The sequence below is a fragment of the bacterium genome (assembly GCA_035691305.1).
Classification (GTDB): domain Bacteria; phylum Sysuimicrobiota; class Sysuimicrobiia; order Sysuimicrobiales; family Segetimicrobiaceae; genus DASSJF01.
Genome location: DASSJF010000022.1, coordinates 1 through 23,880 on the forward strand (window position 1 = coordinate 1; position 23,880 = coordinate 23,880).

Below are 23,880 nucleotides of genomic sequence, written 5' to 3' on the forward strand. Positions count from 1 at the left end.
GGCCGCGGACTGCGTGAGCACGCCGAGCGCGAGCGAGGCGGCCGCGAGGCCGCGCAGGCCCGGTCCTCCCGCGGCGGCGGCCGCCAAGCAGAAGAGCAGGGCACCGCGCCCCATCGACGGGGAGAGCGGCGTGATCGGCGCGACGAACGCGCCGGCCGCGGCCGCGGCGGCGCAGCCGCCGGCGAAGGCCCAAACCCGGAGCCGCTCGACGTCGAGCCCGCTGCCCGAGGCGATCTCCGCGTTCTCGGCCGCGGCGCGAACGGCGAGGCCGGGGCGCGTTCGGCGCGCGAGGGCGGCCAGGCCGAAGAAGGCGAGGGCGGCGCCGGTCCCGATGAACAACTCGACGCCCGTGACGACGACGTGCCGGATCTGAACGACGTCCATCTTGAGCGGCACCGACCGCTCGCGCGCGCCCCACGCGAGGGCGACCAGCAGTTCGCCCGCGAGCGCCACGGCGAGGAGGACCAGGGCAAGCGCGAGCGGCCGCCCCCGGAGGGGCCGCACGAACACCCGCTCGACGCCGAGGCCGACGGCGAGAGCCGCCGCGGCGGCGGGGGGGGCCGCAACCGAGGCGGGCAGGCCCGCAGCCGTTGCGATCAGCGCGAGGTAGGCCCCCAGCGTGAAGAAGATGCCGATCGCGAGATTGAGCGTGCCGGCCGCGAGCGTCACGGCCATGCCCCACACCGCGAGCGCGTACGGCGCGCCGGCAAGCAGACCGCCGACGATCATTTGCGTGGCGAGGTCCATGCGATCGCCCCCGCTGTGACGGGACGGGCCGCGGGAATACGCCGTCCCCGTAAACGGGGACTGGCCCGTGGTGCGAGCGCCGGAGGACGCCGGTCGGCCCGCGCAGAAGAGCCTGCTGCCGGAGCAGCAGCGACCCTTTCCGAGGCCGTCACAGCACCGTTTTTCCCGCTCTGCCGGCAACCGCCCTGCGGGGCCGGATCATGGCCGTCCGGACTCCGCGGGGAACCCACGAAGGAGGCGCAGCCGTGAAGCGGGCGATCAGCGTCACGGTGAACGGCACGAAGTACTCCAGCGAGGTGGAGCCCCGCCTGCTGTTGGTTCACTACATCCGCGACACCCTCGGCCTTACCGGCACGCACGTGGGGTGCGACACCAGCAACTGCGGCGCGTGCACGATTATGCTGAACGGGCGGGCCGTCAAGTCATGCACGCTCCTCTCCGTGCAGGCAGACGGCGCGCAGCTGCAAACCGTCGAAGGCCTGGCGACCAACGGCGACCTACATCCGATCCAGCAGGGGTTCTGGGAAGAGCACGGCCTCCAGTGCGGCTTCTGCACGCCGGGCATGATGATGGCGGCGCTCGAACTGCTGCGGCGCCATCCGGATCCGTCCGAGACGCAGATCCGCGAGGGCCTGGAGGGTAATCTCTGCCGCTGCACCGGCTACCAGCACATCGTCAACGCGATCCAGAACGCCGCCGGCAAGATGCGCGGCGCGCCGGTCCGCTAAGGAGGGACGGCCGTGGCGGTCAGCAGCCTGTTTGGCGCCAGCATCCGCCGCCGTGAAGACCCGCGCCTCATCACGGGACAGGCGACCTACACCGACGATCTGCGGCTCCCGGGCATGGTGTACGCCTCTATCGTCCGGAGCCCGCACGCGCACGCCCGCATCACGCGCATCGACGCGGCGGCCGCGCGCAAGCACCCGGGCGTCGTGGCGGTGTTCACCGGCCGCGACCTCGAAGGCAAGATCAACCCCATTCCGACGGCTTGGCTGATTCCGAACTCCGACCTCAAGACGCCGCCGCATCCGGCGCTGGCCGTGGATCGCGTCCGGTACGCCGGCGACGGCGTGGCGGTCGTCGTCGCCGAAGATCCGTACGCCGCCCGCGACGCGGCCGCGCTCGTGCGGGTCGACTACGAGCCGCTGCCGGCGATCGTCAACCAGGAGAAAGCCGTCGCAGCCGGTGCGCCGCAGCTGCACGCGGAGGCGCCCCAGAACGTCGCCTTCACGTGGAAGCTGGCCGGCGGGGACGCGAAGGCGGCGTTCGCCGAGGCGGAGCGGGACGGCGTCGTCGTGCGGCAGCGCTTCGTCAATCAGCGCCTGATCCCGAACGCGATGGAGACGCGCAGCGTCGTCGCCAAGTATGCGAGCGGCTCGGGCGAGCTTACCGTCTGGTACACGACCCAGAACCCGCACATTGCGCGGTTTCTGATGTCGGTCGTGACCGGCATTCCTGAGCACAAGATCCGCGTGGTGGCGCCCGAAGTGGGCGGCGGGTTCGGCAGCAAGATCCCGTTCTACCCCGACGAGGCGATCGTGGCCTTCTGCGCCAAGGCGACGGGGCGCCCCGTGAAGTGGACCGAGGAGCGCCGCGAAAACTACTTGGCAACGATCCACGGACGCGATCACATCACCGACCTCGAGATCGCGGCACGGCGCGACGGCACGCTGCTCGGGCTCCGCGGCAAGACGTGGGCCAATCTCGGCGCGTACCTCTCCACGGCGGCGCCGGGTGTGCCGACGATCCTCCACGGGCTCATGCTGACCGGGTGCTACACGATCCCGAATCTCGAGTACCAAGTCGTGGGGGTCTTCACCAACACGACGCCGGTGGACGCGTACCGCGGCGCCGGCCGGCCGGAAGCCACCTACCTCATCGAACGGATGACGGACCTCGTCGCGGCGAAACTCGGCGCCGACCCCGCGGCGCTGCGGCGCAAGAATTTCATCCGCGCCGACCAGTTTCCGTACACGACCGTCGAGGGCCTGAGCTACGACAGCGGCAACTACGCCCCCGCGCTCGACAAGGCGCTCGAGTTGATCGACTACACACGCCTGCGCGACGTGCAGAAGCAGGGGCCGAAGGACAACCGGTACCTCGGCCTCGGGCTCAGCACCTACACCGAGATCTGCGGCATGGGCCCGTCCGCGGTCGTCGGCTCGACGGGGTTCCAGGGCGGCCTGTGGGAAAGCGCCACGCTCCGGCTTCACCCCACCGGGAAGGCGACCGTTTACACCGGTACGTCGCCGCACGGCCAGGGCGAAGAGACCACGTTCGCGCAGATCGTCGGGGACCAGCTGGGCCTCCCCGTGGAGGACATCGACGTGATCCACGGCGACACCGCCGCGGTCTCGATGGGCTGGGGCACCTACGGCAGCCGGACGACCGTGGTCGGCGGCGGCGCGATCGCCATCGCGGCGCAGCGCGTGCGTGATAAGGCCGCCAAGATCGCGGCGCACCTGCTGGAAGCGGCGGAAGGGGACCTCGTCTTCGAGGGCGGGCGGTTCTCGGTACGGGGGAGTCCCGACCGCGCGAAGACGATTCAGGACGTGGCGCTGCAGGCGCACCTCGCGTGGAACCTGCCGTCCGGGGTCGAGCCGAACCTGGAAGCCTCGGCCGCGTACGATCCGCCGAACTTCACGTTTCCGTTCGGCACGCACGCCGCGGCCGTCAAGGTCGACGCCGACACCGGCGAGGTGGAGTTGCGGCGCTACGTCGCGGTGGACGACTGCGGCCGCGTGATCAACCCGCTGATCGTGGACGGCCAGGTGCACGGGGGCATCGTGCAGGGCGTCGCGCAGGCGCTGCACGAAGGCGCGGCCTACGACGCGAACGGTCAGCTGCTCTCCGATTCCATGGTCCAGTACGCGGTGCCCCGGGCGCGGATGTTCCCGCGCTTCGTGACCGGCCGCACGGAAACGCCGTCGCCGCACAACCCGATCGGGGTGAAGGGCGTCGGGGAGACCGGCACGATCGCGAGCACCCCCGCGATCGTAAACGCGGTCATGGATGCGCTCAAGTCGTTCGGCGTCACCCACATCGATATGCCGCTCACGCCCGAGCGGATCTGGGCCGCGATTCACAAGCAGTCCCACAAGAAGGCGGAGGTGAAGGACCGATGATTCCCGCGCCGTTCGAGTACCACGCGCCGACCACTGTGAAGGAGGCGATCGGCCTCCTGGAGCGGCACGGCGACGACGCCAAGCTTCTGGCCGGCGGCCACAGCCTGCTGCCGATCATGAAGTTCCGGCTCGCCCAGCCGAAGGTGGTCGTGGACATCGGCCGCATCGGCGGGCTCGACAAGATCGCGGCCAAGGGCTCGGCGATCACGATCGGCGCGTTGGTGACCCACGACGCCGTCGAGATGAGCGAGGCGCTGCAGAAGCAGTGCCCGCTGCTGCCGGAGACCGCGTCGGTTATCGGCGACATGCAGGTGCGCAACCGGGGGACTATCGGCGGCAGCCTCGCGCACGCCGATCCCGCGGCCGATTATCCCGGCGCGATCCTCGCGCTCGGCGCGGAGATCGTCGCGACCGGACCGAAAGGCGACCGCACCATTCCGGCCAAGGACTTTTTCGTCGAGATGCTGACCACGGCGCTCACGCCGACGGAGATCATTACCGAGGTGCGCGTGCCGGCGACCGGCAAGTCCGTCGCCTACCTCAAGCATCCGCATCCGGCGAGCGGCTATGCCGTCGTCGGGGTTGCCGTCGTGCTGCAGATGAGCGGCGGCACGTGCGAGAAGATCGCCGTCGGCATCAACGGCGTCGCCGGGAAGGCGTACCGCGCGGCCGCCGTCGAGAAAGCGCTTACCGGCAAGACGCTCGACGAAAAGACCGTCGCCGGCGCGGCGTCCCACGCGGCGGACGGCGCCGACGTGCAGTCCGACCTCTACGCGTCGAGCGAGTTCCGCGCGCACCTGGCGACGGTCTACACGAAGCGGGCGATCCTCAAGGCGGCGTCGCGCGCCTGATCGCCGGCACGTCCGAAAGATCGCCTCGCGGGGGCATCATCCGGCCAGGATGACGCCCCCGCAGTGTTATAATGAGGGACGCTCGAGGGCCGGTGCATGCCGCCGGCCGGTCCCGAGCCATCGGGGAGGGGTGCGAGAGCTTGGCCGAATCGGCACGCCTGGAGAGCGTGTAGGCGGGCAACCGCCTCGTGGGTTCAAATCCCACCCCCTCCGCCACCGCCCGGTACAGGCCGAACGCCCTCGGCGCAGTTAATCGGAGGCCGCAGATGACAGGTCGCGATACCCGCCGCAGCATCCTCGACTTTCTCAAGACGCTGGTCGTCGCGTTCGTGCTTGCGCAGTTCGTGATGATCTCTGTCGCGCAGGCGTTTCAGGTCGAGCAGTATTCGATGGAGCCCAACCTGCTGCCGCACGATCGGGTGCTGGTCAACAAATTCATCTACCGCTTCCGGCAGCCCCACCCGGGCGAGATCGTCGTGCTCAAGCCGCCGACCGATCCGTCGCGCAACTACATCAAGCGCGTGGTGGCCGTGTCGGGCCAGCGCGTCCAGATCCGTGCCGACCACGTCTACGTGAACGGGCGGGTACTGCCGGAGGGGTACCTCGGCGTCGCAACGGCCGGCGAATACGGTCCGGTCGTCGTGCCGGTCCACGAGGTGTTCGTGCTCGGCGACAACCGCGGCAACAGCGAGGACAGCCGCGCCTTCGGATTCGTGCCGGACCGCAACCTCGTCGGCGAAGCGATCCTGATCTACTGGCCGCCGCAGCGGGTCCAAGTTCTCCGGTGATACCCGCGCTCCGGGGGTAGGCCGCACGGCCGCGCTCACCGAACTGCCCGTCCGCCAAAAATACGCGGTGGCCCTATCGTCGGTGGCCGCCGCGGCGCTTCTCACCGTGTTGAAGGCGGCCGTCGGGCTGCTCACGGGCAGCCTCGGCATTCTCTCGGAGGCCGCGCACTCCGCGCTCGACCTCGTCGCGGCCTTCGTCACGTACATGTCCGTCCGCGTTGCCGACCAACCGGCGGATCCGGAGCATCCGTTCGGACACGGCAAAGTCGAGCACCTATCCGCTTTCATTCAGACGGCGCTCCTCGCGGTCACGAGCGTCTGGATCGTCGTCGAGGCGATTCGCCGTCTTTTTTTCAGCGGCTCGCACGTCGCGACGTCGATCTGGGCCTTTGCCGTGCTGGGGCTGTCGATTCTGATCGATTCGTTTCGCTCGCGCGCGCTGTCCCGCGTGGCCGCCCAGTACGGCAGCCAGGCGCTCGAGGCGGATTCCCTGCACTTCTCGACGGACGTCTGGAGCACGAGCACCGTCGTGCTCGGCCTGGTGCTGGTTTCGGTGGGCGTGACGGTCCGGGTGCCGTGGCTTGCGAACGCCGACCCGGTCGCGGCGTTGATCGTTGCCGGCGTGACCCTGTATGTTGGGACGCGCCTCGGCAACCGCACGGTCGGCGCCCTCATGGACGCAGCGCCCGAGGGGGTTCCCGAGCGCATCGCGGACGCCGCCGCGAAGGTGCCGGGCGTGCTCGAAGTCGAGCGGGTGCGCGCGCGGCAGAGCGGCAACCGTCTGTTCGCCGACCTGCGGCTGGTCCTGGAAAGCAACATCCCGTTCGAGCACGCGCAGTCCGTGGTGGACCGCGTCGAGGGCGCGATTCACGAACTCTATCCGGCCGCCGACGTCGTTGCCGATGCGGTGCCGGACGTGCCGGCGCGCCGCGATCTCGTGCAGCGGGTGCGGTCGGTGGCGCACCGGGAGAACTTTCAGATCCACGATGTGACGGTCTTCGAGACGCGGGGCCGGATCAAGGTCGATTTGGATCTGGAAGTCGATCCGCAGATCCGCTTCACGGCGGCCCACGACCGGGCGACCGAGCTCGAGCGCGCGATTCGCGACGCGCTGCCCGAGATCGACGAGGTCAACGTCCACATCGAACCGCTGCCGCGGCGCGTCGAAACCGCGCGGGAGGCGACCCGGGTCCGGGAACAGCTGGAGCGCCGCATGCTCGAGATCGCGCGCCGGCTGCCGGGCGTCGTGAACTGCCACTCCGTCGAAGTCCATCAGATCGGCCGGGCCCTTCTCGCCATGGTGCACTGTACGCTGCAGCCGGATCTCTCTGTGACACGCGTCCACGACATCACCGAGGAGCTCGAGCTGCGGGTGCGGGAGGAGTTCCGGCAGGGCATCAAGGTCAGCATCCACCCCGAACCCGCCGGTGGCCGCGAGGGACACTAGGATCCGCTCGATTGTATTGTCAATATGCGAAGCCGGTGTTTCACCGGTCTACGCAGCAGGATGTGGCGGCGGCGCGCGGAACGTGATGGGCCACGGTGTCTCCGCGCGGCGTCTTCCTCGAAGAGCTCACCTGGACCGAAGCCGAACCGCTGCTTCGCGCGGATCCGCTGGTCGTGATTCCGATCGGCGCCGGCGCCAAGGAGCACGGCCCGCATCTCCCGCTCGGCACCGACCGCATCATGGCGGAGTACCTCGCACGCCGCCTCGCCGAGCGCGTTCCCGTGGTCGTCCTGCCCACCGTCGTCTACGGCTACTTCCCGCACTTCTCGCCGTTCCCGGGCAGCACGCATCTCGAGGCCCGGACCTTCCAGGCGATGATGACCGAACTCGTGCTCTCGATCCACCGCCACGGCCCGCGGCGGTTCCTCTTCCTGAATACCGGGGTGTCGACGTATCCCGTGCTGGAAATCGTGGCCCGCGATCTCGACCGCGTCCACCGGCTGCTCGTCGGGGTGACGCGCATCGGCGACCTGGGCGCGCAACGGACCACCGGCCTCCTCGCGCAGCCGCGCGGTAGCCACGCCGACGAGCACGAAACGTCGCTGCTGCTCGCGATCGCGCCGGAGGCTGTCCGGACCGGAAAGCTCGCGCGTGAGATCCCCGATCGGCCGGACGCCCGCGGGGTATTCGTGCCGCCGATGTACCACCGCGACCCGGGTCCCGGACACTCCGCGACCGGCGTCTACGGGGACGCGACGCTCGCGACGGTGGAGAAGGGCCGCGTGATCGCCGAGGCGATGGTCGAGGACCTCGTCGCCGCGGCCGAGCGCCTCCGGACCGCGCCCGCCGCATCGCCGCGGCCGGGCATCCCGATGCCCGCCGACTGACTCCGGGTTTCGCACCACCGCACGGCCAGTCATCATTTGCTCCCAGGAGGTCAGCTGATGGCGCGGTACGCAGCATGGGCACTGACGGCGCTCCTCGTGGCTGCGCTCGCCGTCCCCTTCACGGGGGCGTCGGCGCAGCAGCCCGTGACGCTCCGGGTCGCGATCCAAGCGGATCCGACCACGCTCGACCCCGCGCTCACCGACGATCCGACGGGGACCGCGCTCCTCCAGGACGTGTACTCGCCGCTTATGGATCTCGACAGCAGCGGCCGGCTGAAGCTGCTGGCGGCGAAGTCCTGGACCGTCTCTCCCGACGGGAAGACCTTTCACTTCGCGCTGCGCGACGGGCTCAAATTCCAGACCGGCAAGCCGGTGACCGCGGCGGACGTGAAGTACACGCTCGACCGCCTCGCCGACCCGAAGGTCGACTCGCCAAACGCGGACCTGCTGCTCACCCCGATCACCGGGTACGCGGAGGAGCAGGCCAAAAAGGCGTCCGGTCTGAGCGGCGTCAAGGTCGTCGATTCGTCGCACGTCGACATCGTGGTCGACCCGACGCAGGGCGACATACTGGTCCGCCTCGCGCACGTCGCGACCGGCATCGTCTCGCGCGAGTCCGTGGAGCAGGGCGGCGAGAACTGGGGCAGCACCCACGCGAACGGCACCGGGCCCTACACGATCGCGCAGTGGTCGCTGCGCAACCAGATCGTGCTGGCTTCGAACCCCGGCTACTTCGAGGGCGCGCCGAAGATCCAGCGGATCGTGCTGCAGATCGTCCCCGATCCGACGACCGACGTGGCGAAGTATGAGGCCGGCGAGCTGGACATCACACAGGTCCCCGGGACCGACTACAGCCGGCTCAAGCGCGACGCGGCCCTCAGCCGTGAAGTCGTGGAGTACAATCGCGCCGCGACGGTGTTCATGGCGCTGAACCAGTTCGCGTACCCGCCGTTCAAGGACGTCCGGGTGCGCCGGGCGATCGCCTACGCCATCAACCGGCCGGTGCTGGTGAAGGCGATCTTCGCGGGCCTCTTCACGCCGGCGACGGGCATTCTGCCGCCCCAGGTGCCCGGCTATCACGCGCTCACGCCGATTCCCTACGATCCGGCGAAGGCGCGCGCCACGCTCGCCGAGGCCGGCTATCCGCAGGGCCGCGGGCTCCCGCCGCTCGTGCTCGGTCCGAACCCGCGCGGGTACGGCCCGTCGCAGGCGGCGCAGGCCGTCGCGGCGATGATCCACCAAACGCTCGGTATCGAGACGCGCGTGCAGCTGCTCGACATCGCGAAGTGGCGGAGCGATCTGAAGTCCAAGACCGCGTTCTCCGCGGTCACGGGCTGGACGGCGGACATCGCCGATCCGAACGACTACCTGTACGCGCTTTTCGTGTCCAACGGGCCGTTCATCCATTTCTCCGGCTACCACAGCCCGGCGTACGACAAGATGGTGGCCGCCGCGAACCGGCAGCCGACGCGCGAGGGCATGCTGAAGAAGATGGGCACCGTGGAGAAGTATCTCATCGTCGACGACGCCGGGGTGGTTCCAATCTACTACGTGCGGGAGGCCGTGCTCATCAAGCCGTACGTCCGCAACACGACCTTCACGGCCTACGGACTGGGGTTCATCGAGCACCTCAACACGGCCTCGATCGTGAAGTAGCGCCGGACGCACGGCGCAGCGCGGCAGCGGAGATGGAAGAGGGCACGCCGGAGCGCACGGCGTTTCAGCTCAGCCTGCCGAACCGGGCGGTCGTGCTCGGTTTTCTGACGTCCGGTCAACTGCTGGACGCGGCGTCGGCCGCGGAGGGCTCGGGACACTTCGCCGCGGTGAGCGTGGGCGACAACCTGCTCGAGAAGCCGCGCCTCGAGGTGATCGCGCTGCTCGGCGCGCTCGCGGCGCGGACCTCGCGGGTCCGGCTCAACGTCGGCTGCCTGTCGACGCTCATCGTGCGCGATCCGATTTTGTTTGCGATCCAGTGGGGCAGCCTCGACGTCCTGAGCGGCGGACGCATGGAGCTCTCCGTCTGCATCGGCGGCGGCGACGACCGCGAGATGCGCCCGTACAACCTCCGCCGGGGCGAGCGCGTCGCACGGCTGCTCGAGACGGTCGACGCGGTACGCCGTCTGTGGCGGGAAGATCACGTGACGGTGAACGGCCGCTACCACCGATTCGAGGACGTCACGGCGCTGCCGAAGCCGATCCAGGCGCATCCCCCGGTCTACCTGGCCAACGCCCCGGACCCGGACGGCGACCCGGACCGTCGAGACCGGATGCTGCTCCGCGCACTGCGACACTTCGACGGGTGGCATCCGACCGGTCTCACCCCGGACCAGTTCCGGGCCCTGCGGGTGCGACTCGGCGAACTCGCGGAGCGGGACGGCAAAGACATGTCGCGGTTTTCGGTCGCGTGCGGCAGCCTCGTGAACATCCAGCCCGATCCGGCCAAGGCCCGCCGGGAGGCGGAGGACTACGTGCGGCGCTACTGGCCTGACACGTACGGGCCTCGAAGTTTCGACCGCCTGGTGTTCGGGCCGGCGCGGGAGGTGGCCGACGGCATTCTCCGCTACTGGGATGCGGGCGCCCGGCGCATCTCCGTGCGCCTCGGGGCGTTCAACTACGACGAACAGATTCCGCTGCTCTTGGATGAAGTCATGCCGGCGGTGTGGGAAAGCGTCCGCCGCCGCGGTCGGGCGGCCGGATAGCGTTCATCGCGCCTGCCGTCGCCGCGCCCGCGGGTCCAGCGCCTCGGCGATGCCTTCGCCCGCGAAGGTGAGGGCCAGGATCGCGAGGGACAACACGACGCTCGGGATCAGCGCGAGGTAGGGCTCGCTCCTGAGCCGCGGCAGGCCCTCCGCGATCATCACGCCCCAGGACGGCATCGGCGGCTGGATGCCGATGCCGAGGAACGACAGCGTCGCCTCGGAGAGGATCACCGGGCCGACGTCGAGCGACGCGCGGACGAGCGCGACCGTCAGTACGTTGATCAGGACGTGGCGCACGACGATCCGGCGGTCGGTGGCGCCGAGCGCGCGCGCCGCGTCGATGAATTCCTGCCCGCGTAAGGCGAGGGCCTCCGCCCGCACCTGACGCGCCATGCCGGCCCAGCCCACCAGCGACAGCGCGATGATGATATTGAGCAGGCTCGGCCCGAGCACGCCCGTGATCAGAATCAGAAACAGAATCGGCGGGAAGGCCAGGAAGACGTCGGTAACGCGCATTAGCACGCTGTCCGCCGTGCCGCCGAGGAAGCCCGCGAGCATGCCGCCGGTCGTGCCGATGGCGGTATGCGCGAGCACCGCCGTGCCGCTGATCGCAAACGAGATGCGGCCCCCGTAGGCGAGCCGCGTCAGCAGGTCGCGGCCGAACTGGTCGGTCCCGAACCAGTGCTCCGCGCTCGGACCCTGCAGCGTCTGCGAGAGATCCTGGACGTCGTAGGCTGTGCGCACGGCGTACGGGACGGCGACGGCGCCCGCGACGAGAAGCGCGACCGTGACGATCGCGGCGGCGGTGGCCCGATCCCGGCGCAGCACCCGGAGGCCGCTCATGCCGGCGGCGCCGCGCCTCGCTCGTCACGCATAACGGATTCTCGGGTCCAGCGCGGCATAGGCGAGGTCCATCGCGAGATTGAGCAGCAGAAACAGCGCCGTGTACAGCAGCACGACAGCCTCGATCACCGGGTAGTCGCGCTGGAACACCGCGGTCACCGTCGCGCGACCCATGCCGGGGATGCCGAAGATAATCTCGGTCACGAACGCGCCGGTGAACGCGAGGCTGAGCGCGAGCCCGACCGTCGTCGCGATCGTGACCGCCGCGTTGCGCAGTGCGTGCCGGAGGGTGACGGCCGGTACCGGCAGTCCCTTGGCGCGCGCGGTCCGGATGTAATCCTGGCCGAAGGCCTGCAGGACCGCGAGCCGCGTGATCCGGGTGATGTACGCCATCGGCCGCAGCATCAAGACCGCGACCGGCAGCACGAGGTGCGCCGGCGTGCCCCATCCCGAGACCGGCAGCCAGCGCAGACGCAGCGAGAAGAGCAGCACCAGCGCGACCGCGACGACGAAGAACGGCACCGCCACGCCCAGCAGCGTGAGCAGCCGCACGCCCTGGTCGAGCAGCGACCGCGGGCGGAGCGCCGCGGCCAGCCCGAGGGGCAGGCCGATGAGGACGGCAAGCACCAGCGCCGCCGTCCCGAGCGCGAGGCTGATCGGCAGCGCCTGGCCGATGATCGCGCTCACGCGCACGCCCCGGTAGACGTACGAGCTGCCGAAATCCAGCCGCGCCAGCCCGCCGAGGAAGCGCAGGTACTGCACCGGCAGGGGCTGATCAAGTCCCAACTGCGCGCGCGCCCGGGCTTCGACCGTCGGGTTGCTGATGTCGCCGAAGAGAATCTGCACCGGGTCGCCGGGCGCGAGGCGGCCGACGAGGAAGACGATCAAGGTCACTCCGACGACGATCGGGAGCATCGCGACCACGCGGTACGCGAGATAACGCGTCATCCGTGGAGCCGGCTATGCCTCGCGTCCGGAGACGGTCACGCCCGATTGCCCCCGCCGGAGGCGCCGCCCATCCCATTGCCCGCGCCGTCATCCGCCCCGTCGTCCGTGTGCGACGCGGCGGCGTCCGTCTCCCGCAGCACGCGCCGGAGCGGCTTGCCGATCAGCGTCTTCGGAATTTCGTCGGCGATCTCAATGCGCCGGGGCACCTTGTAGGACGGCAGCCGCTCCCGCAGCCAGTCGCGGAGCTGCCGGCGGATCGCGACGGGGTCGCCCGCGCCGCGCGCGCGCAGCGTGACGTAGGCGACGATAGTCTCCCCTCGAATCTGGTGCGGAACGCCGATCACGGCGGCCTCGCGGACGAGCGGATGTTCGAGCAGCAGGTCTTCGATCTCGCGCGGATACACCTTGAGGCCGCCCACCTCGATCATGTCCTTCTTGCGGTCCTCGATGAAGAGAAACCCGTCCTCGTCCATGCGCGCGACGTCGCCGGTGTAGAGCCGGCCGCCGCGCAGCGAGGTCGCGGTCTCGGCCGGCGCGTTCCAGAACCCCCGCATGATCTGGGGGCCGTACACGGTCAGCTCACCGGCTTCGCCGACCGGCAGTTCCCGCGTGCCTGTCTCGAGATCGACGATCCGTACGTCGGTGCCTGGGACCGGAATACCGATGCTGCCCGCTTTGCGCACGCCGCCCTTCCAGATCGGATTCGCGGCGACGAGGGGGCCCGCTTCCGTGAGGCCGTAGCCTTCCGCGACGCGGCCGCCGGTGAGCTCCTCGAAACGGCGTGCCACCTCGGGCGGCAGCCCGGCCGCGCCGGACAGGCAGTACCGGATCGAATGCAGGTCGTGCTTCGCGACGTCCTTGAGCTGGTTGATCGCCGCGTACATCGCCGGCACGCCGGGAAAGACGGTCGGCCGCCGCCGCGGCACCTGCTCGGCGACGAGGCGCGCTTCGAACATCCGCATCAGCACCATCAGGTGCGTCGCGGCCAGGCGGATCCCGGCGTTCAGCACGAGCAGCCCATACACGTGGAAGAGAGGGACCGCGAGGAGGAAGCACTCCTCGCCCTCGCGCAGATCGTGGAACCAGGCGATGCCCTGCGCGGCGTTCACCGCGAGATTGCGGTGGGTCAGCATCGCGCCGCGGGGGCGCCCCGTCGTGCCGCCCGTGTATTGTAAGACGGCGAGATCGTCGGGGCCCGCGCCGTCGGAGTCCGACGGCGCCCGTCCGCGGAGCATCCGGCCCCACGGCACGAGGCCCGTGCCGCCCGGCATCGCGTCGCCTTCGCGCCGCTCCCTGGCGATTCGGTAGAGGAGGCGCCACAGCGGCGGGAAGTAGTCCGAGACCTTGGTGAGGACGATATGCTCGAGCGCCGTCTGCGCGCGCACGGCGGCGACGTTCGGATACAGGCGGGTGAGCGTGACCAGGGCCTTGGCCTGCGAGTCCCGCAGCAGAAACGCGAGATCGTCGCCGCGATAGAGCGGATTGACCTGGACGACCGTGGCCCCGGCCTTGAACGCGCCGTACAGCGCGATCGCGTACTGCGGCAGGTTCGCCAGTGCGATCGCCAGCCGGTCGCCGCGGCGGAAGCCGAGCGCGCGCAGTCCGGCGGCGAAGCGCCCGGCCGCCCGGTCCAGCGCGCCGTACGTGAGCGTCGAAGAGAACCCGGGTCCGCTCAGCACGACCGCGGCGCGGTTGGGATGCCGCCCGGCGCTGGCGTGGAGAAACGCCTGCAGCGGAACGTCGGGGATGGCGATGTCGCGCGGGACATCTTCCGCGTAGAAGCGATGCCAGGGCCGTGGGTCCACGTAGCCACCTCCGGACGTCCCAGGGTTGTACGCGGCGATCACACGCCCCTGCGCCATTTGGACGGCGAGGCGACCTCCCCGGCTGGGGCTGCCTCGCCGTGCGCGGCCGCCCGGTGCTCGGTGATCAGGACGGTCACGCCCGCGATCGCGAGCGCCCCCGCCAGCAGCCAGAACAGCCGCGCGTACCCGCCGAAAGATGCGTACAGCACCGCCGCACCGACCGGACCCGCCGCGCGCGCCAGGTTTCCTGGGACGGCCATCGCGCCGGCGATGCTGGCGTAGTGGCGGCGCCCCCAGATGTCCGCGACAACGGTGGCCTGTGCCAGCGTCAGCATGCCCGCGGCCGCTCCGTACAGCAGGATCATCGGCACAAGGCCGGCGCCGAGCGCGCCGCCGGCCAGCAGCACCATCGCTGCGGCTTGGGCGAAGAACAGCGAACCGGTGACCCACGCCGCCCCGAGCCACGCGGTGATCGGCACGAAGAGCAGCCGGCCCGGCACCTGCATGCCGCCGATCCACCCCACGATCGACGCCGCGAGCCGTGTGGAGTAGCCGTGCTGTCCGAGGTAGGGAATCATGTGGACGTTTACGGTTGTCGTGGTAAAGTTGGCGAGCGCGAACGCGAGCGCCAGCACCCAGAAGACGCCGTGCCGAAGGGCCGCGCCGAGCGTGGCGTCGGCGGCGGTGTGGCCCGCGCCGCCTGGGCTCCGGCCCAGTCCCTCCGGGGTCCGCAGCACGAGCGCGTGGGCCGGGATGGTGGTGACGGCGAGGAAGGTCGCGAGCACGGCGAGCGCGGCCCGCCAGCCGATCCACGAGAGCAGCCACGCTTCAACCGGCATGAAGATTGTGCTCGCGAACCCGGCGACGAGCGTCACAGTGAGGAGTGCCCGCTCCCGATGCTCCGGAAACCACTGCACCACGGCGGCGAACGCGGGCTGGTACAGAACCATCGCCATCGCGACGCCCATCGCCGTCCATACTCCGTACAGGGCCCCGACGGAATGCACCCGCGACCACGAGAGCGTCAGGATGAATGCGAGACAGGACCCCACGGTCATCAACGCGCGCGCGCCGCGCCGGTCGATCCACCGTCCCACGGGCACCGCGGCCAGCGCGGATACGGCGAGCGCGATCGACAGCGCCCCCGCGACCGCCACGCGGGATGCCCCGAGGTCGTGCTCCATCGCCTGGAGGAACACCGGAAAGCCGTAGTAGATGATGCCCCACGAGATGGTCTCGGTTACGCAGAGCGTGGCCACGATGCCCCGTCCGTAGGCGTTCCGCGGCATGGCGCCTCATTACTGGATCAGGTGGTGACTCGCCTGCCCGGCGAGGTCATCCGCGCGGGACGGAGAAGCCGTCGGCGGGAGGTGATCGCTCGTGGCCGATCGACAGGATGCGGTAGGCCTGCACTGTCCGGCGCCCGCGGTCTTTGCGGGGGCGTTTGTCCTCGGTCTGTTGTTGAACCGGTTCGCGCCGCCGGCCCCGCTGCCGTCCGCCGCGCGGCTGATCGGGTGGGCGCTGGTGCTCGCCGGGATCGGCGCCGCCGGCCTCCCCGCGCTCATCACGATGCGGCGCGCGGGCACAAGTCCAAACCCGGCGCGGCCGGCGACCGCGTTCGTGGCGGCCGGACCCTACCGCTTCACCCGGCACCCGATGTATCTAGGGATGGCGGTGGCCTACGCCGGCGCGGCGCTGGCGGCGAACGTTGTGTGGGCGCTGGTGCTGCTGCCGGCCGCCATGGCGATCATCCAGCGGGGCGCGATGATGCGTGAAGAGGAGTACATGGCCCGCAAATTCGGAGAACCGTACCGCGCCTACATGAGCCGCGTACGCCGCTGGATCTAGCCGGCGCGGACCCGGCGTCCCCACGCGCCCGCCGATAGGACTTCCTCCCGACAAAGGCGGAGATAGACAACAGTATACGCATGGGGGCGACGCCACGCCGTCTCAGCTTTCTTGTCCGGCGCGCGCGGGCATCCCGCGCCGTTCCGAATCCCGACCCGTCCTGATCGCGCTGGGCGGCCTGATCGCCCTCGGCGCCGCAGTGGGTGTCGGCCGGTTCGTCTACACGCCGATTCTGCCGCGCATGACCGAGGATCTCGGGATGACGAAGAGCACGGCCGGCCTGCTCGCGTCCGCGAACTTCGCGGGCTATCTCGCCGGCGCGCTGCTCGCGGCCACACCGGGGCTGCGCGGCCCACGCCGGGTTTGGCTGCTGCTCGGGCTGGGCGGCAGCGCCGTGACGACGGCGGCGATGGCGGGGGTGTCCTCCCCGCCGGCCTTCGCGACCCTCCGCTTTCTCGGCGGCGTCGCTAGCGCGTTCGCGCTGGTCTTCGCCTCGGCCCTGGTGTTGGACCGGCTGAGCGAGGCGCGGCGGCCGGGGCTGGCCGCGATTCACTTCGGCGGACCCGGCGCCGGGATCGCCGCGTCCGCCGCGCTCGTTACCGGCGTAGCGGCATCGGGCGGCGGTTGGCGCGCGATGTGGCTTGTGGCAGGCGCCGTTTCGGTTCTCGGTTTCGGCGCCGTCGCGCGCCTCATCCCGGACCACGCGGAACCGGCGCACGGCCGCGGCGCGCGGGCCGCGCGCGACGTGCGACGGTTCATACCCTTCGCCGCGGCCTACGGGCTCTTCGGTTTCGGCTACGTCATTACCGGAACGTTCCTCGTCGCCATCGTGCGCGGATCGCCCGCGGTGCGATTTCTCGAGCCGGTCGTCTGGATTGTGGTCGGCCTGGCCGGCCTGCCGTCCGTGGTCTTCTGGGGGGGCGTCGGCGAGCGGATCGGCATCGAGCGGGCCTTCGCCCTCGCGTGCGTCGCCGAGGCGGTCGGCGTGGCGGCGAGCGTGCTGTGGACGGCCCCGGCGGGCGTGTTCCTCGCGGCGGTGCTGTTCGGCGGGACGATCATGGGCATCACGGCGCTCGGCCTCATTCAGGGGCGCCGGCTGACGACGGGGGATCCGCGCGGGACGCTCGCCATCCTGACGGCGCTCTTCGGCGCCGGCCAGATCATCGGACCGGCGTTTGCCGGCGCGGTGTACGACGCGACCGGCAGTTTTCTCTTGCCGTCGATGGCGGCGGCGGCCGCGCTGCTGTTCGGCGGGCTTCTCGCTATCATAGGATGATGTCCGGGACGACGTGCGCGGGCGAAGGGCGGTGACTGTGCCGGTGGCGGAGCGGCGGATCGTGGCGTTGGGAGGCGGCGGATTTAACAGTGACCCGGGCAATCCGCGGCTCGACCGTTATATTCTCTCTCTTGCGCGGCGGACGCCGCCGAAGGTCTGCTACGTGCCGACGGCGAGCGGGGATTCCGAGAGCAACATCGCAAAGTTCTACGACGCCTACACGGTAGAGCGCTGTCTTCCCTCGCATCTGCGATTGTTCAGCCGGAAGGTCGGCGACCTGCGCGGTTTTCTCCTCGGCCAGGACGTCATCTACGTCGGCGGGGGCGCCACCGGCTATATGCTCGCCGCGTGGCGGATGGCCGGCCTCGACGCGATTCTGCGCGAAGCCTGGGAGAACGGGGTGGTCTTGAGCGGCGTCAGCGCCGGCGCGCTGTGCTGGTTCGAGGCGGGGTTGACGGACACGCTCGGACGGCCGCTGCAGATCCTGACGGACGGCCTCGGGCACCTCTCCGGAAGCTTCTGTCCTCACTACGACGGCGAGAAGGACCGGCGGCCGGCGTACCAGGCCGCCGTCGCTGCGGGCGCGCTGCCGCCGGGCATCGCCGCGGATGACGGCGTCGGCGTTTTTTATCGAGGGACCGAGGTCGCGGAGTTCGTCTCGTCGCGCCCGGCCGCCCGGGCGTGGCGCGTCGACCGGACGTCGAACGGCGTGCGAGAAACCGAAGTCGTCCCCAGGTATCTAGAGTAAAGCCCCGTTCGAGGCGGCGTGAGGTGAGGTGGCACGATGTCGGAGGCACGCCTGTTCAAGTTTCGCTTCAAGCCGGACGGCAAGGAGAAGTGGCTGGCGTGGGCCGAGCAACTGAAGCGGCGGTCTCACGAGGTCTTCGAGACCCTTCGAAGCGAGGGCGTGATCCTCGAAGCGTGTTTTGTGTCCCCCGAAGAGGATGCGATCTACTACTTCGTCGCCGCGGAGTCCCTCGCGCAGGCCGAACAAGCCGCGAAGCGCAGCGGGTACGTCATCGACCGCGAGCACATGCAGGTCAAGGCCGAAGCGCTCATGCACGTTGCCGGCCTGCGGTGCCTCTTCTACTTCGACAATCACCGCGCGTGATCTGATCCCGGCCGGGGACCGGAGAACCCGTCCTGCGGGCCCTCTCCTCGTCCCCGGCCAGGTCTGGGCGCGCTCTCTATCGGCAGTGCGTGGCATCAATTCTGCTCCTGCTCGCCGAACGAGGGCTTACCGGCGCGCGCGAGCGCGATCCGCCGGTCGAGCGCCGCCCACAGCCGTCCGAGCAGAGCGCCGTCGTTGCACGACTTCTGGACGGCGTCCTCGAGCCGGATTCGCTCGATTTCGCGCCGGTACTCGTTGATCCGATCTTTTGCCAGGGCGTCGATCGTCAACCAATGCAAAGCCATGCCACACCTCCTCATCTGAAAACGCGGCGGTACCATGAACGCGCGCCCATAGGGAACACGTCAACGGCCGACACTGAAGCCGTCGGAAAACGAAAACGCCGCGGACGGGTCGTCCGCGGCCGGAGTGGTTGTTAGCTAGGGTGTGAGCCTAGGCGAGGGAGCCCTCCGGACGGACGACGAGCGCCGTGGTCATGTCGGTTTTGAGCATTGCCCGCCTCCTCCGAGTGCTGGTTTGGTTGATGCATTGTCCCACGGACTTAGCGCGGTGTCAATGCCGAACGTGTCGCCGGGTGCGCGACGGATGCTAGGGAAGCATTTGCCACGGCGCGAAGCACCGTCGTCAACCGCGAGGAGCGCAACCGAATGGGCCGGCACGTGCGCATGTATTTCGTAACACACGCGACGAGCTATGACAATGAACGAGGGATCGCGTCCGGTCACCGCGATGTCGAACTCTCGCCCGTCGGTCGCGCCCAGGCGCGCGCCCTGCCCGATGTCCTCAAGGGCCGGCCCCGAAGGGTGATCACCGTGCGGCACGCACAGATACCGTGAAGATTTTGATTCTCGGCGGGACGCGGTTCGTCGGCCGGCACATTGCGGAGACGGCGCTGGCGCGCGGCCATCGTGTCACAGTTTTCAACCGCGGCCAGTCCGACCCGAGTCCGAGCATCGATGTCGAGCAGTTGCGGGGTAATCGCGATGGCGATCTGACCGCGCTGCGCGGCCGGCACTGGGACGCGGTGATCGACGTGTCGGGCTATGTGCCGCGAATCGTCCGCGCGTCGGCCGAACTGCTCGCGCCGGCGGTTGGCCACTATACTTTTGTTTCGACCGCGAGCGTCTACGCGTCGCCGAAGGCACATGACCGCGTCGACGAGCACGCGCCGATCCGGACCATCGACGACCGGAACCGAGAAGACTATCTGAGCCCGGACGCGTACGGCGCGCTGAAGGCGCTGTGCGAACAAGCCGTCGAGCGGTCCCTGCCCCGTCGAGTCCTGGTGGCACGGCTCAGCCTGGTTGTCGGGCCGCGGGACCCCACGGACCGCTTCAGCTACTGGCCGCACCGCGTGGCCCGCGGCGGCCCGATTCTCGCCTTTGACCGTCCGGATCGGGTCGTGCTGCCGTTCATCGATGCTCGGGACATCGCCGAGTGGATCGTGCCGGGCGTCGAGGCAGGGAGGACGGGCACGTTCAATCTCGGCGGCAGGCCCGGCGTGACGATCGGCCAGGTTCTCGAAACCTGCCGAACCGTCGGTCGCGCGCCGGCGGCTTCATTCGTCTGGGTGAGCGAAGCCTTCTTGCTGGAACACGGCGTGAAGCCCTGGACCGAGATCCCATTGTGGGTGCGCAGCGGCGGTGATGACCTCGCGGGACTCGTTTCGACGAAGGCCATCGCCGCCGGATTGCGCCTGAGGCCTCTCGCGGAAACAGCCGCCGATACACTCGCGTGGGACCGCGACCGCCGCCGGGATGCGGCCCTTCGCGCCGGCTTGACGGCGGAGCGTGAAGCCGAATTGTTGGCGTTGTGGCGGGCGCGACGCGACCCCGTGCGGGGGCGGCCCGTGTGATCCGCTACAATACAGCCGTGGCACCGCTGCGCGCGCTCATCTTGGACTACGGCAACGTCCTCACCCATCCGCAGGCGTGGGACGTCATCGAAGCGATGGCGGCGCGGCTCGGCGTGGCCGTCGAGGCGTTCTCCGCGGCGTACTGGGAGCACCGCCGGTCGTACGATGCCGAGGACTACACGGGCGTGGAGTACTGGCGCCGCGTCCTTCGGTCGGTGGGCCGGCCGGAGGAGGCCGGCGAACAGACGCTGCTCGACTGGCTGATCCGGCGCGACGGCGATTCCTGGATGCGGTATCGGGAGGACATGTGGGAGCTCGCGAACGTGGTGAGGACGGGCGGCGTGCGGACCGCCATGCTCAGCAACATGAGCGTCGAGCTGTGTGAGTGCATCCGTCGCGACCGCGACCTGAGCGAGTGGTTTGACGTCGTGATCGTGTCCGGCGAGGTCCGCATGACGAAGCCGGACGCGCGAATCTATCGAGTGTGTCTCGAGCGGGTGGACGCGGAGCCGGCCGAGTGTCTTTTCGTCGACGACCGGCCCGAAAACGTCGCCGCCGCGCAGACGTTCGGCATGCGCACCGTGCACTTTGTAGGGGACGACGCGGTGAACGTCCTCCGGGCGGCGCTGGCGGAGGCGCAACGACGGCGCTGATCGGGTGCGGCCGCGGACGCGAGTGCTATACTACGGATTGGCCGTGCTAGGTGGGGAGCTAGCGGTTCCCTGTACCCGCAACCCGCTCCAGCGGGACTGAACTCCCACCCGAGGCACTATCGCTCAGGGTCCGGTCCGCGCACGTGACGAGGAGGATTGGGTCCCGCGCAACGAGATCTTACCAACCCCGCCAGGTCCGGAAGGAAGCAACGGTACGTAAGGCGTCTCGTGTGCCGCGGGGGCACCTGGTCGGAGCCGGCGACGCGGAGTCCGCTTGGACGGTATTGTCGACGGTGGGTGCACGGCCAATTTCCGGCGATCGCGGGGACGGAGGGGAGCGCCGTGGCGATTTGGGATGATGTCGTCCCGCAGGCCGAACGGGACCTTTACACGCAGGGCGGATGGGGCGGCCGAATCGGGTACGGACGCCGGCCGGCGCTCCTGGTCGTCGACATGTACCGTGCCTTCGTGGATCCCGCCTATCCGTTCAGCACGCCGGACGCGCCGCGGGCGGTGCGAGACATCCGCACGCTGCTCGATCGGACCCGGGCGTCCGGGTGTCCGGTTTTCTTTTCCACCGCGCGGCGTCGCAGCGTTCCGGCGGAGCGCGGTCTCTCGAAGGCCACCGCGGTACGCCGTCCGATCATGGCGGCCGGTGATGCGTACGAGATCGTGCCGGAACTGGCGCCGCTCGAGACCGAGTCGGTGATCGTCAAGTCGGCGCCGAGTGCCTTCTTCGGCACGGAGCTGGCGTCGTACCTGATCTACGGCCGTGTCGACACCGTCATCGTCACCGGGACCGTCACCAGCAGTTGCGTCCAGGCTACCGTGATCGACGCATTCAGCCACAACTTTCGCGTGATCATCCCGCTCGAATGCGTCTGCGATCGCAGCGCCGTGGCGAAGAAGGTCACCCTCTGGGGCATCGATATGAAATACGGCGACGTCGCGCCGCTCTCAGAGGTGCTTGCCTATCTCGAGAGCGTGAAAGACGGAGCGCAGCAGCCGGCGGCCGCCGCCGCGCGCTAGCGTACCCGAAACCGACAGCGGGGGGTTCGGCATGCCGCGGGTACCGTATGACATGGAGTCGCGCGCGCCGTATCGGGTGAATCTCGTCAGCGACGCGGAGTACGATCGCCGGCTCACCGCGCTCCGCGGCGGCATGTCGAAGGCCGGCCTTGACGCGGTCGTGGTCTACGGGACCCGCGAGGCGCCGGAGAACGTGGAGTATCTCACCAACTTCGCGCCGGTTGTCGGCAGCGCGTTTGTCGTGGTCCACGCCGACGGCCGGATGAGCCTTGCGACGGACGCCGTGATGCACGGCGAGCCCATGCACTCGATGATCTGGATGTGCCGCGTGCCCGACGTCCGGGTGGTCCTCCGCCGGCCCGTCTACGGGGGCCCGATCGACGGCGCCGCTCAGCTGGCCGCCGACGCCCTCGGGGGCGGGAAGCGGGTCGGGATCATCGGCTCCGCGCTGCTGCCGCACCCCGTGTACAGCGCGTTGATGGCGCGGCTGCCGCAGCTGCAGGCTGCCGACGCGATCCTGGCGGAGATTCGCCGCTACAAGAGCGACGAGGAGATCGGGAAGCTGCGCGAGGCCGGCCGTATCGCGGACGAGGCCATGGCCGCCGCATTCGGGCTGCTGCGCGAGGGGATCGAGGAGACCGAACTGGCGGCCGCCGCGGTGCAGCGGATGCACGCGCTCGGCGCCACGGAGGCGTTCGCCACGAGCATCGTCTCGGGCCCCCGGGCGGGCCTCAAGCACAGCCACCCGCGCCGGCGGCGTCTCGAGAAAGGCGACATGGTGTTCATCGATCTCGGCGCGTCATTCGATGGCTATAAGTCGGATGTGAGCCGCTGCACGATGGTGGGCGGCGCGTCGGGCGTGGGACGGGAGCTCCTGACCATGGGGCTCGAGCTCCACGACGCGGGGCTCGCGGCGATCCGCCCCGGTGTGACGGTCGACGGCGTCGCCCAGGCGCTCGCTGCCGTCGTCCGCGGCACGCCGTACGAGCAGTACTACTGCCCCGGGCAGTTCGGACACTGCCTCGGTGTGTCGCTGTTTGAGGCCCCCGGCCTCTTCGCCGGGAACCCGGCGGAGCTGCGGCCCCGGATGACGATGGCCTACGAGCCCATGGTCGTGATGGAAAACGTCGGCACCGGCGTCGTCGAGGACACGATCCTGATCACCGAGTCCGGGTGGGAGCCGCTCAGCCGCTACCCCACCGTCACGTGGGAGTAGCGGTCCCCGCCGTCATTTCTGGATGACGACCCGGGCCGGCGGCAGGTAACCCGGCGCCCATGGCGCGGTCTCAAGCCCGGTGACGTACGGTTTCTTGAGCATCGCGCTGCGGCTGTAGAAGATCGGCACCATCGCCGCATCGTCCACCGCGATCGCCTCGGCCTTGTGGTACAGTGCGTTGCGGTCGGCGTCGGTTGACGCCGCGTTGGCCTGGTCGATCAGCCGGTCGACGGCCGGATTGTTGTAGTTCGTGCGGTCGAACGGCGACGTGCTGTAGACGAGCACGTCCATGTAGTCGCTGTAGTCGAGGTAGTCCGCGGTCCACCCGGTGAGGAACGCCGCGTAGACGTTCTTTGCGATCAGGGCGCGGATGAACGTCGCGTACTCGGTCTTCTGGAGCCCGACGTCCACGCCCAGGTTCTGCTTCAGCATCGCCGCCGCCGGCTCCGCGGCCATCTGATAGAGCGAGCCGCCCGGATTGACCGCGATCGTGAACGGAGGCAGCTTGCCCGCGACGCCGGCCTGCGTCAGCAGTGCCTTCGCCCGCGTCGCATCGTACGCGAGGCCCTTGTAGTCCGCGGAGAAGCCCGGAATGCCGGGCGGCGTGATCCCCCGCGCCGCCGTGAACAGGCCGAAGAACACGGTCTGCACGATCTTGTCCTTGTCGATGGACATTGCGAACGCGCGGCGAACCCGAGCGTCCTTGAACGGCGCGTAGACGCGCTCGTTGA

24 protein-coding genes, 1 tRNA gene and 1 other RNA gene are annotated in these 23,880 nt (G+C 69.7%); 19 read left to right on the forward strand and 7 right to left on the reverse strand.

What is annotated here, in order from left to right; translation table 11 throughout:
* Positions 1–747, reverse strand: a 747-nt coding sequence (locus VFL28_03805; GenBank protein HET7263769.1) for a hypothetical protein, incomplete at its 3' end; no start/stop codon positions are given.
* 245 nt (positions 748–992) lie between these two features.
* Here VFL28_03805 and VFL28_03810 point away from each other — a divergent pair.
* From VFL28_03810 to VFL28_03850, 9 genes are all read left to right on the forward strand, one after another.
* Positions 993–1,475, forward strand: coding sequence for a (2Fe-2S)-binding protein (locus VFL28_03810; GenBank protein ID HET7263770.1), 483 nt, complete (start codon positions 993–995; stop codon positions 1,473–1,475).
* A gap of 12 nt (positions 1,476–1,487) precedes the next feature.
* A complete protein-coding gene (locus VFL28_03815) occupies positions 1,488–3,872 on the forward strand; it encodes a molybdopterin cofactor-binding domain-containing protein (protein HET7263771.1) in 2,385 nt (794 codons plus the stop codon).
* Positions 3,869–4,723, forward strand: coding sequence for a xanthine dehydrogenase family protein subunit M (locus tag VFL28_03820; GenBank protein ID HET7263772.1), 855 nt, complete (start codon positions 3,869–3,871; stop codon positions 4,721–4,723). The genes VFL28_03815 and VFL28_03820 overlap by 4 nt, the downstream gene beginning before the upstream one ends.
* Before the next feature lie 124 nt (positions 4,724–4,847).
* A tRNA-Ser gene (locus VFL28_03825) sits at positions 4,848–4,939 on the forward strand.
* Positions 4,940–4,989: 50 nt separating this feature from the next.
* Positions 4,990–5,511, forward strand: coding sequence for a signal peptidase I (gene lepB / locus VFL28_03830; GenBank protein ID HET7263773.1), 522 nt, complete (start codon positions 4,990–4,992; stop codon positions 5,509–5,511).
* Positions 5,512–5,578: 67 nt separating this feature from the next.
* Entirely contained in the window at positions 5,579–6,958 is a 1,380-nt protein-coding gene (locus VFL28_03835) for a cation diffusion facilitator family transporter (protein HET7263774.1), read from the forward strand.
* A 95-nt stretch (positions 6,959–7,053) separates the two neighbouring features.
* Entirely contained in the window at positions 7,054–7,845 is a 792-nt protein-coding gene (locus VFL28_03840) for a creatininase family protein (GenBank protein ID HET7263775.1), read from the forward strand.
* Between the two features lie 57 nt (positions 7,846–7,902).
* Positions 7,903–9,501, forward strand: a complete 1,599-nt coding sequence (locus tag VFL28_03845) for an ABC transporter substrate-binding protein (GenBank protein ID HET7263776.1) — start codon at positions 7,903–7,905, stop codon at positions 9,499–9,501.
* Between the two features lie 32 nt (positions 9,502–9,533).
* The gene (locus VFL28_03850; GenBank protein ID HET7263777.1) at positions 9,534–10,544 is read left to right on the forward strand and encodes an LLM class flavin-dependent oxidoreductase; all 1,011 of its coding nucleotides are present in this window, start codon (positions 9,534–9,536) and stop codon (positions 10,542–10,544) included.
* A 3-nt stretch (positions 10,545–10,547) separates the two neighbouring features.
* Here the strand turns inward: VFL28_03850 and VFL28_03855 are convergent, their stop codons facing one another.
* From VFL28_03855 to VFL28_03870, 4 genes are read right to left on the reverse strand one after another with little or no spacing between them, the layout of a single operon-like run.
* Positions 10,548–11,387 carry an ABC transporter permease gene (locus VFL28_03855; GenBank protein HET7263778.1) on the reverse strand — a complete coding sequence of 280 codons (840 nt, stop codon included), beginning with the start codon at positions 11,385–11,387 and terminating at the stop codon, positions 10,548–10,550.
* 24 nt (positions 11,388–11,411) lie between these two features.
* Positions 11,412–12,335 carry an ABC transporter permease gene (locus VFL28_03860; GenBank protein ID HET7263779.1) on the reverse strand — a complete coding sequence of 308 codons (924 nt, stop codon included), beginning with the start codon at positions 12,333–12,335 and terminating at the stop codon, positions 11,412–11,414.
* 35 nt (positions 12,336–12,370) lie between these two features.
* Positions 12,371–14,140 carry a long-chain fatty acid--CoA ligase gene (locus VFL28_03865; GenBank protein HET7263780.1) on the reverse strand — a complete coding sequence of 590 codons (1,770 nt, stop codon included), beginning with the start codon at positions 14,138–14,140 and terminating at the stop codon, positions 12,371–12,373.
* Between the two features lie 38 nt (positions 14,141–14,178).
* Positions 14,179–15,429, reverse strand: a complete 1,251-nt coding sequence (locus VFL28_03870; GenBank protein HET7263781.1) for an MFS transporter — start codon at positions 15,427–15,429, stop codon at positions 14,179–14,181.
* A gap of 91 nt (positions 15,430–15,520) precedes the next feature.
* Between VFL28_03870 and VFL28_03875 the strand changes: the two genes are divergently transcribed.
* The 4 genes from VFL28_03875 to VFL28_03890 all read left to right on the forward strand — a co-directional run bounded on the left by VFL28_03875 (position 15,521) and on the right by VFL28_03890 (position 18,375).
* Positions 15,521–15,988, forward strand: coding sequence for an isoprenylcysteine carboxylmethyltransferase family protein (locus VFL28_03875; GenBank protein ID HET7263782.1), 468 nt, complete (start codon positions 15,521–15,523; stop codon positions 15,986–15,988).
* Between the two features lie 199 nt (positions 15,989–16,187).
* Positions 16,188–17,264 carry a YbfB/YjiJ family MFS transporter gene (locus VFL28_03880; GenBank protein ID HET7263783.1) on the forward strand — a complete coding sequence of 359 codons (1,077 nt, stop codon included), beginning with the start codon at positions 16,188–16,190 and terminating at the stop codon, positions 17,262–17,264.
* Between the two features lie 31 nt (positions 17,265–17,295).
* Positions 17,296–18,012 carry a peptidase E gene (locus VFL28_03885; GenBank protein HET7263784.1) on the forward strand — a complete coding sequence of 239 codons (717 nt, stop codon included), beginning with the start codon at positions 17,296–17,298 and terminating at the stop codon, positions 18,010–18,012.
* Between the two features lie 36 nt (positions 18,013–18,048).
* Positions 18,049–18,375 (forward strand): DUF6176 family protein, encoded by a 327-nt coding sequence (locus VFL28_03890; protein HET7263785.1) that lies wholly within the window; start codon positions 18,049–18,051, stop codon positions 18,373–18,375.
* A gap of 95 nt (positions 18,376–18,470) precedes the next feature.
* On the opposite strand, the gene VFL28_03895 is transcribed toward VFL28_03890, so the two are convergent.
* Entirely contained in the window at positions 18,471–18,680 is a 210-nt protein-coding gene (locus VFL28_03895) for a hypothetical protein (GenBank protein HET7263786.1), read from the reverse strand.
* Positions 18,681–19,061: 381 nt separating this feature from the next.
* Here VFL28_03895 and VFL28_03900 point away from each other — a divergent pair, with 381 nt between their 5' ends.
* The 6 genes from VFL28_03900 to VFL28_03925 all read left to right on the forward strand — a co-directional run bounded on the left by VFL28_03900 (position 19,062) and on the right by VFL28_03925 (position 23,149).
* Complete coding sequence (locus tag VFL28_03900; GenBank protein ID HET7263787.1) at positions 19,062–19,232, forward strand: histidine phosphatase family protein; 171 nt, start codon at positions 19,062–19,064, stop codon at positions 19,230–19,232.
* Positions 19,229–20,251 (forward strand): NAD-dependent epimerase/dehydratase family protein, encoded by a 1,023-nt coding sequence (locus VFL28_03905; GenBank protein ID HET7263788.1) that lies wholly within the window; start codon positions 19,229–19,231, stop codon positions 20,249–20,251. Before VFL28_03900 ends, VFL28_03905 begins: the two co-directional genes overlap by 4 nt.
* Positions 20,248–20,904, forward strand: a complete 657-nt coding sequence (locus VFL28_03910; GenBank protein HET7263789.1) for an HAD family phosphatase — start codon at positions 20,248–20,250, stop codon at positions 20,902–20,904. Before VFL28_03905 ends, VFL28_03910 begins: the two co-directional genes overlap by 4 nt.
* A gap of 41 nt (positions 20,905–20,945) precedes the next feature.
* An RNA gene (gene ffs, locus VFL28_03915) (signal recognition particle sRNA large type) lies at positions 20,946–21,209 on the forward strand.
* A 37-nt stretch (positions 21,210–21,246) separates the two neighbouring features.
* Positions 21,247–21,933 carry an isochorismatase family protein gene (locus VFL28_03920; GenBank protein HET7263790.1) on the forward strand — a complete coding sequence of 229 codons (687 nt, stop codon included), beginning with the start codon at positions 21,247–21,249 and terminating at the stop codon, positions 21,931–21,933.
* A 31-nt stretch (positions 21,934–21,964) separates the two neighbouring features.
* Complete coding sequence (locus VFL28_03925; protein HET7263791.1) at positions 21,965–23,149, forward strand: Xaa-Pro peptidase family protein; 1,185 nt, start codon at positions 21,965–21,967, stop codon at positions 23,147–23,149.
* Positions 23,150–23,161: 12 nt separating this feature from the next.
* Here VFL28_03925 and VFL28_03930 read toward each other — a convergent pair.
* Positions 23,162–23,880: ABC transporter substrate-binding protein (locus VFL28_03930; GenBank protein ID HET7263792.1), on the reverse strand; the 719-nt coding region annotated here is incomplete at its 5' end.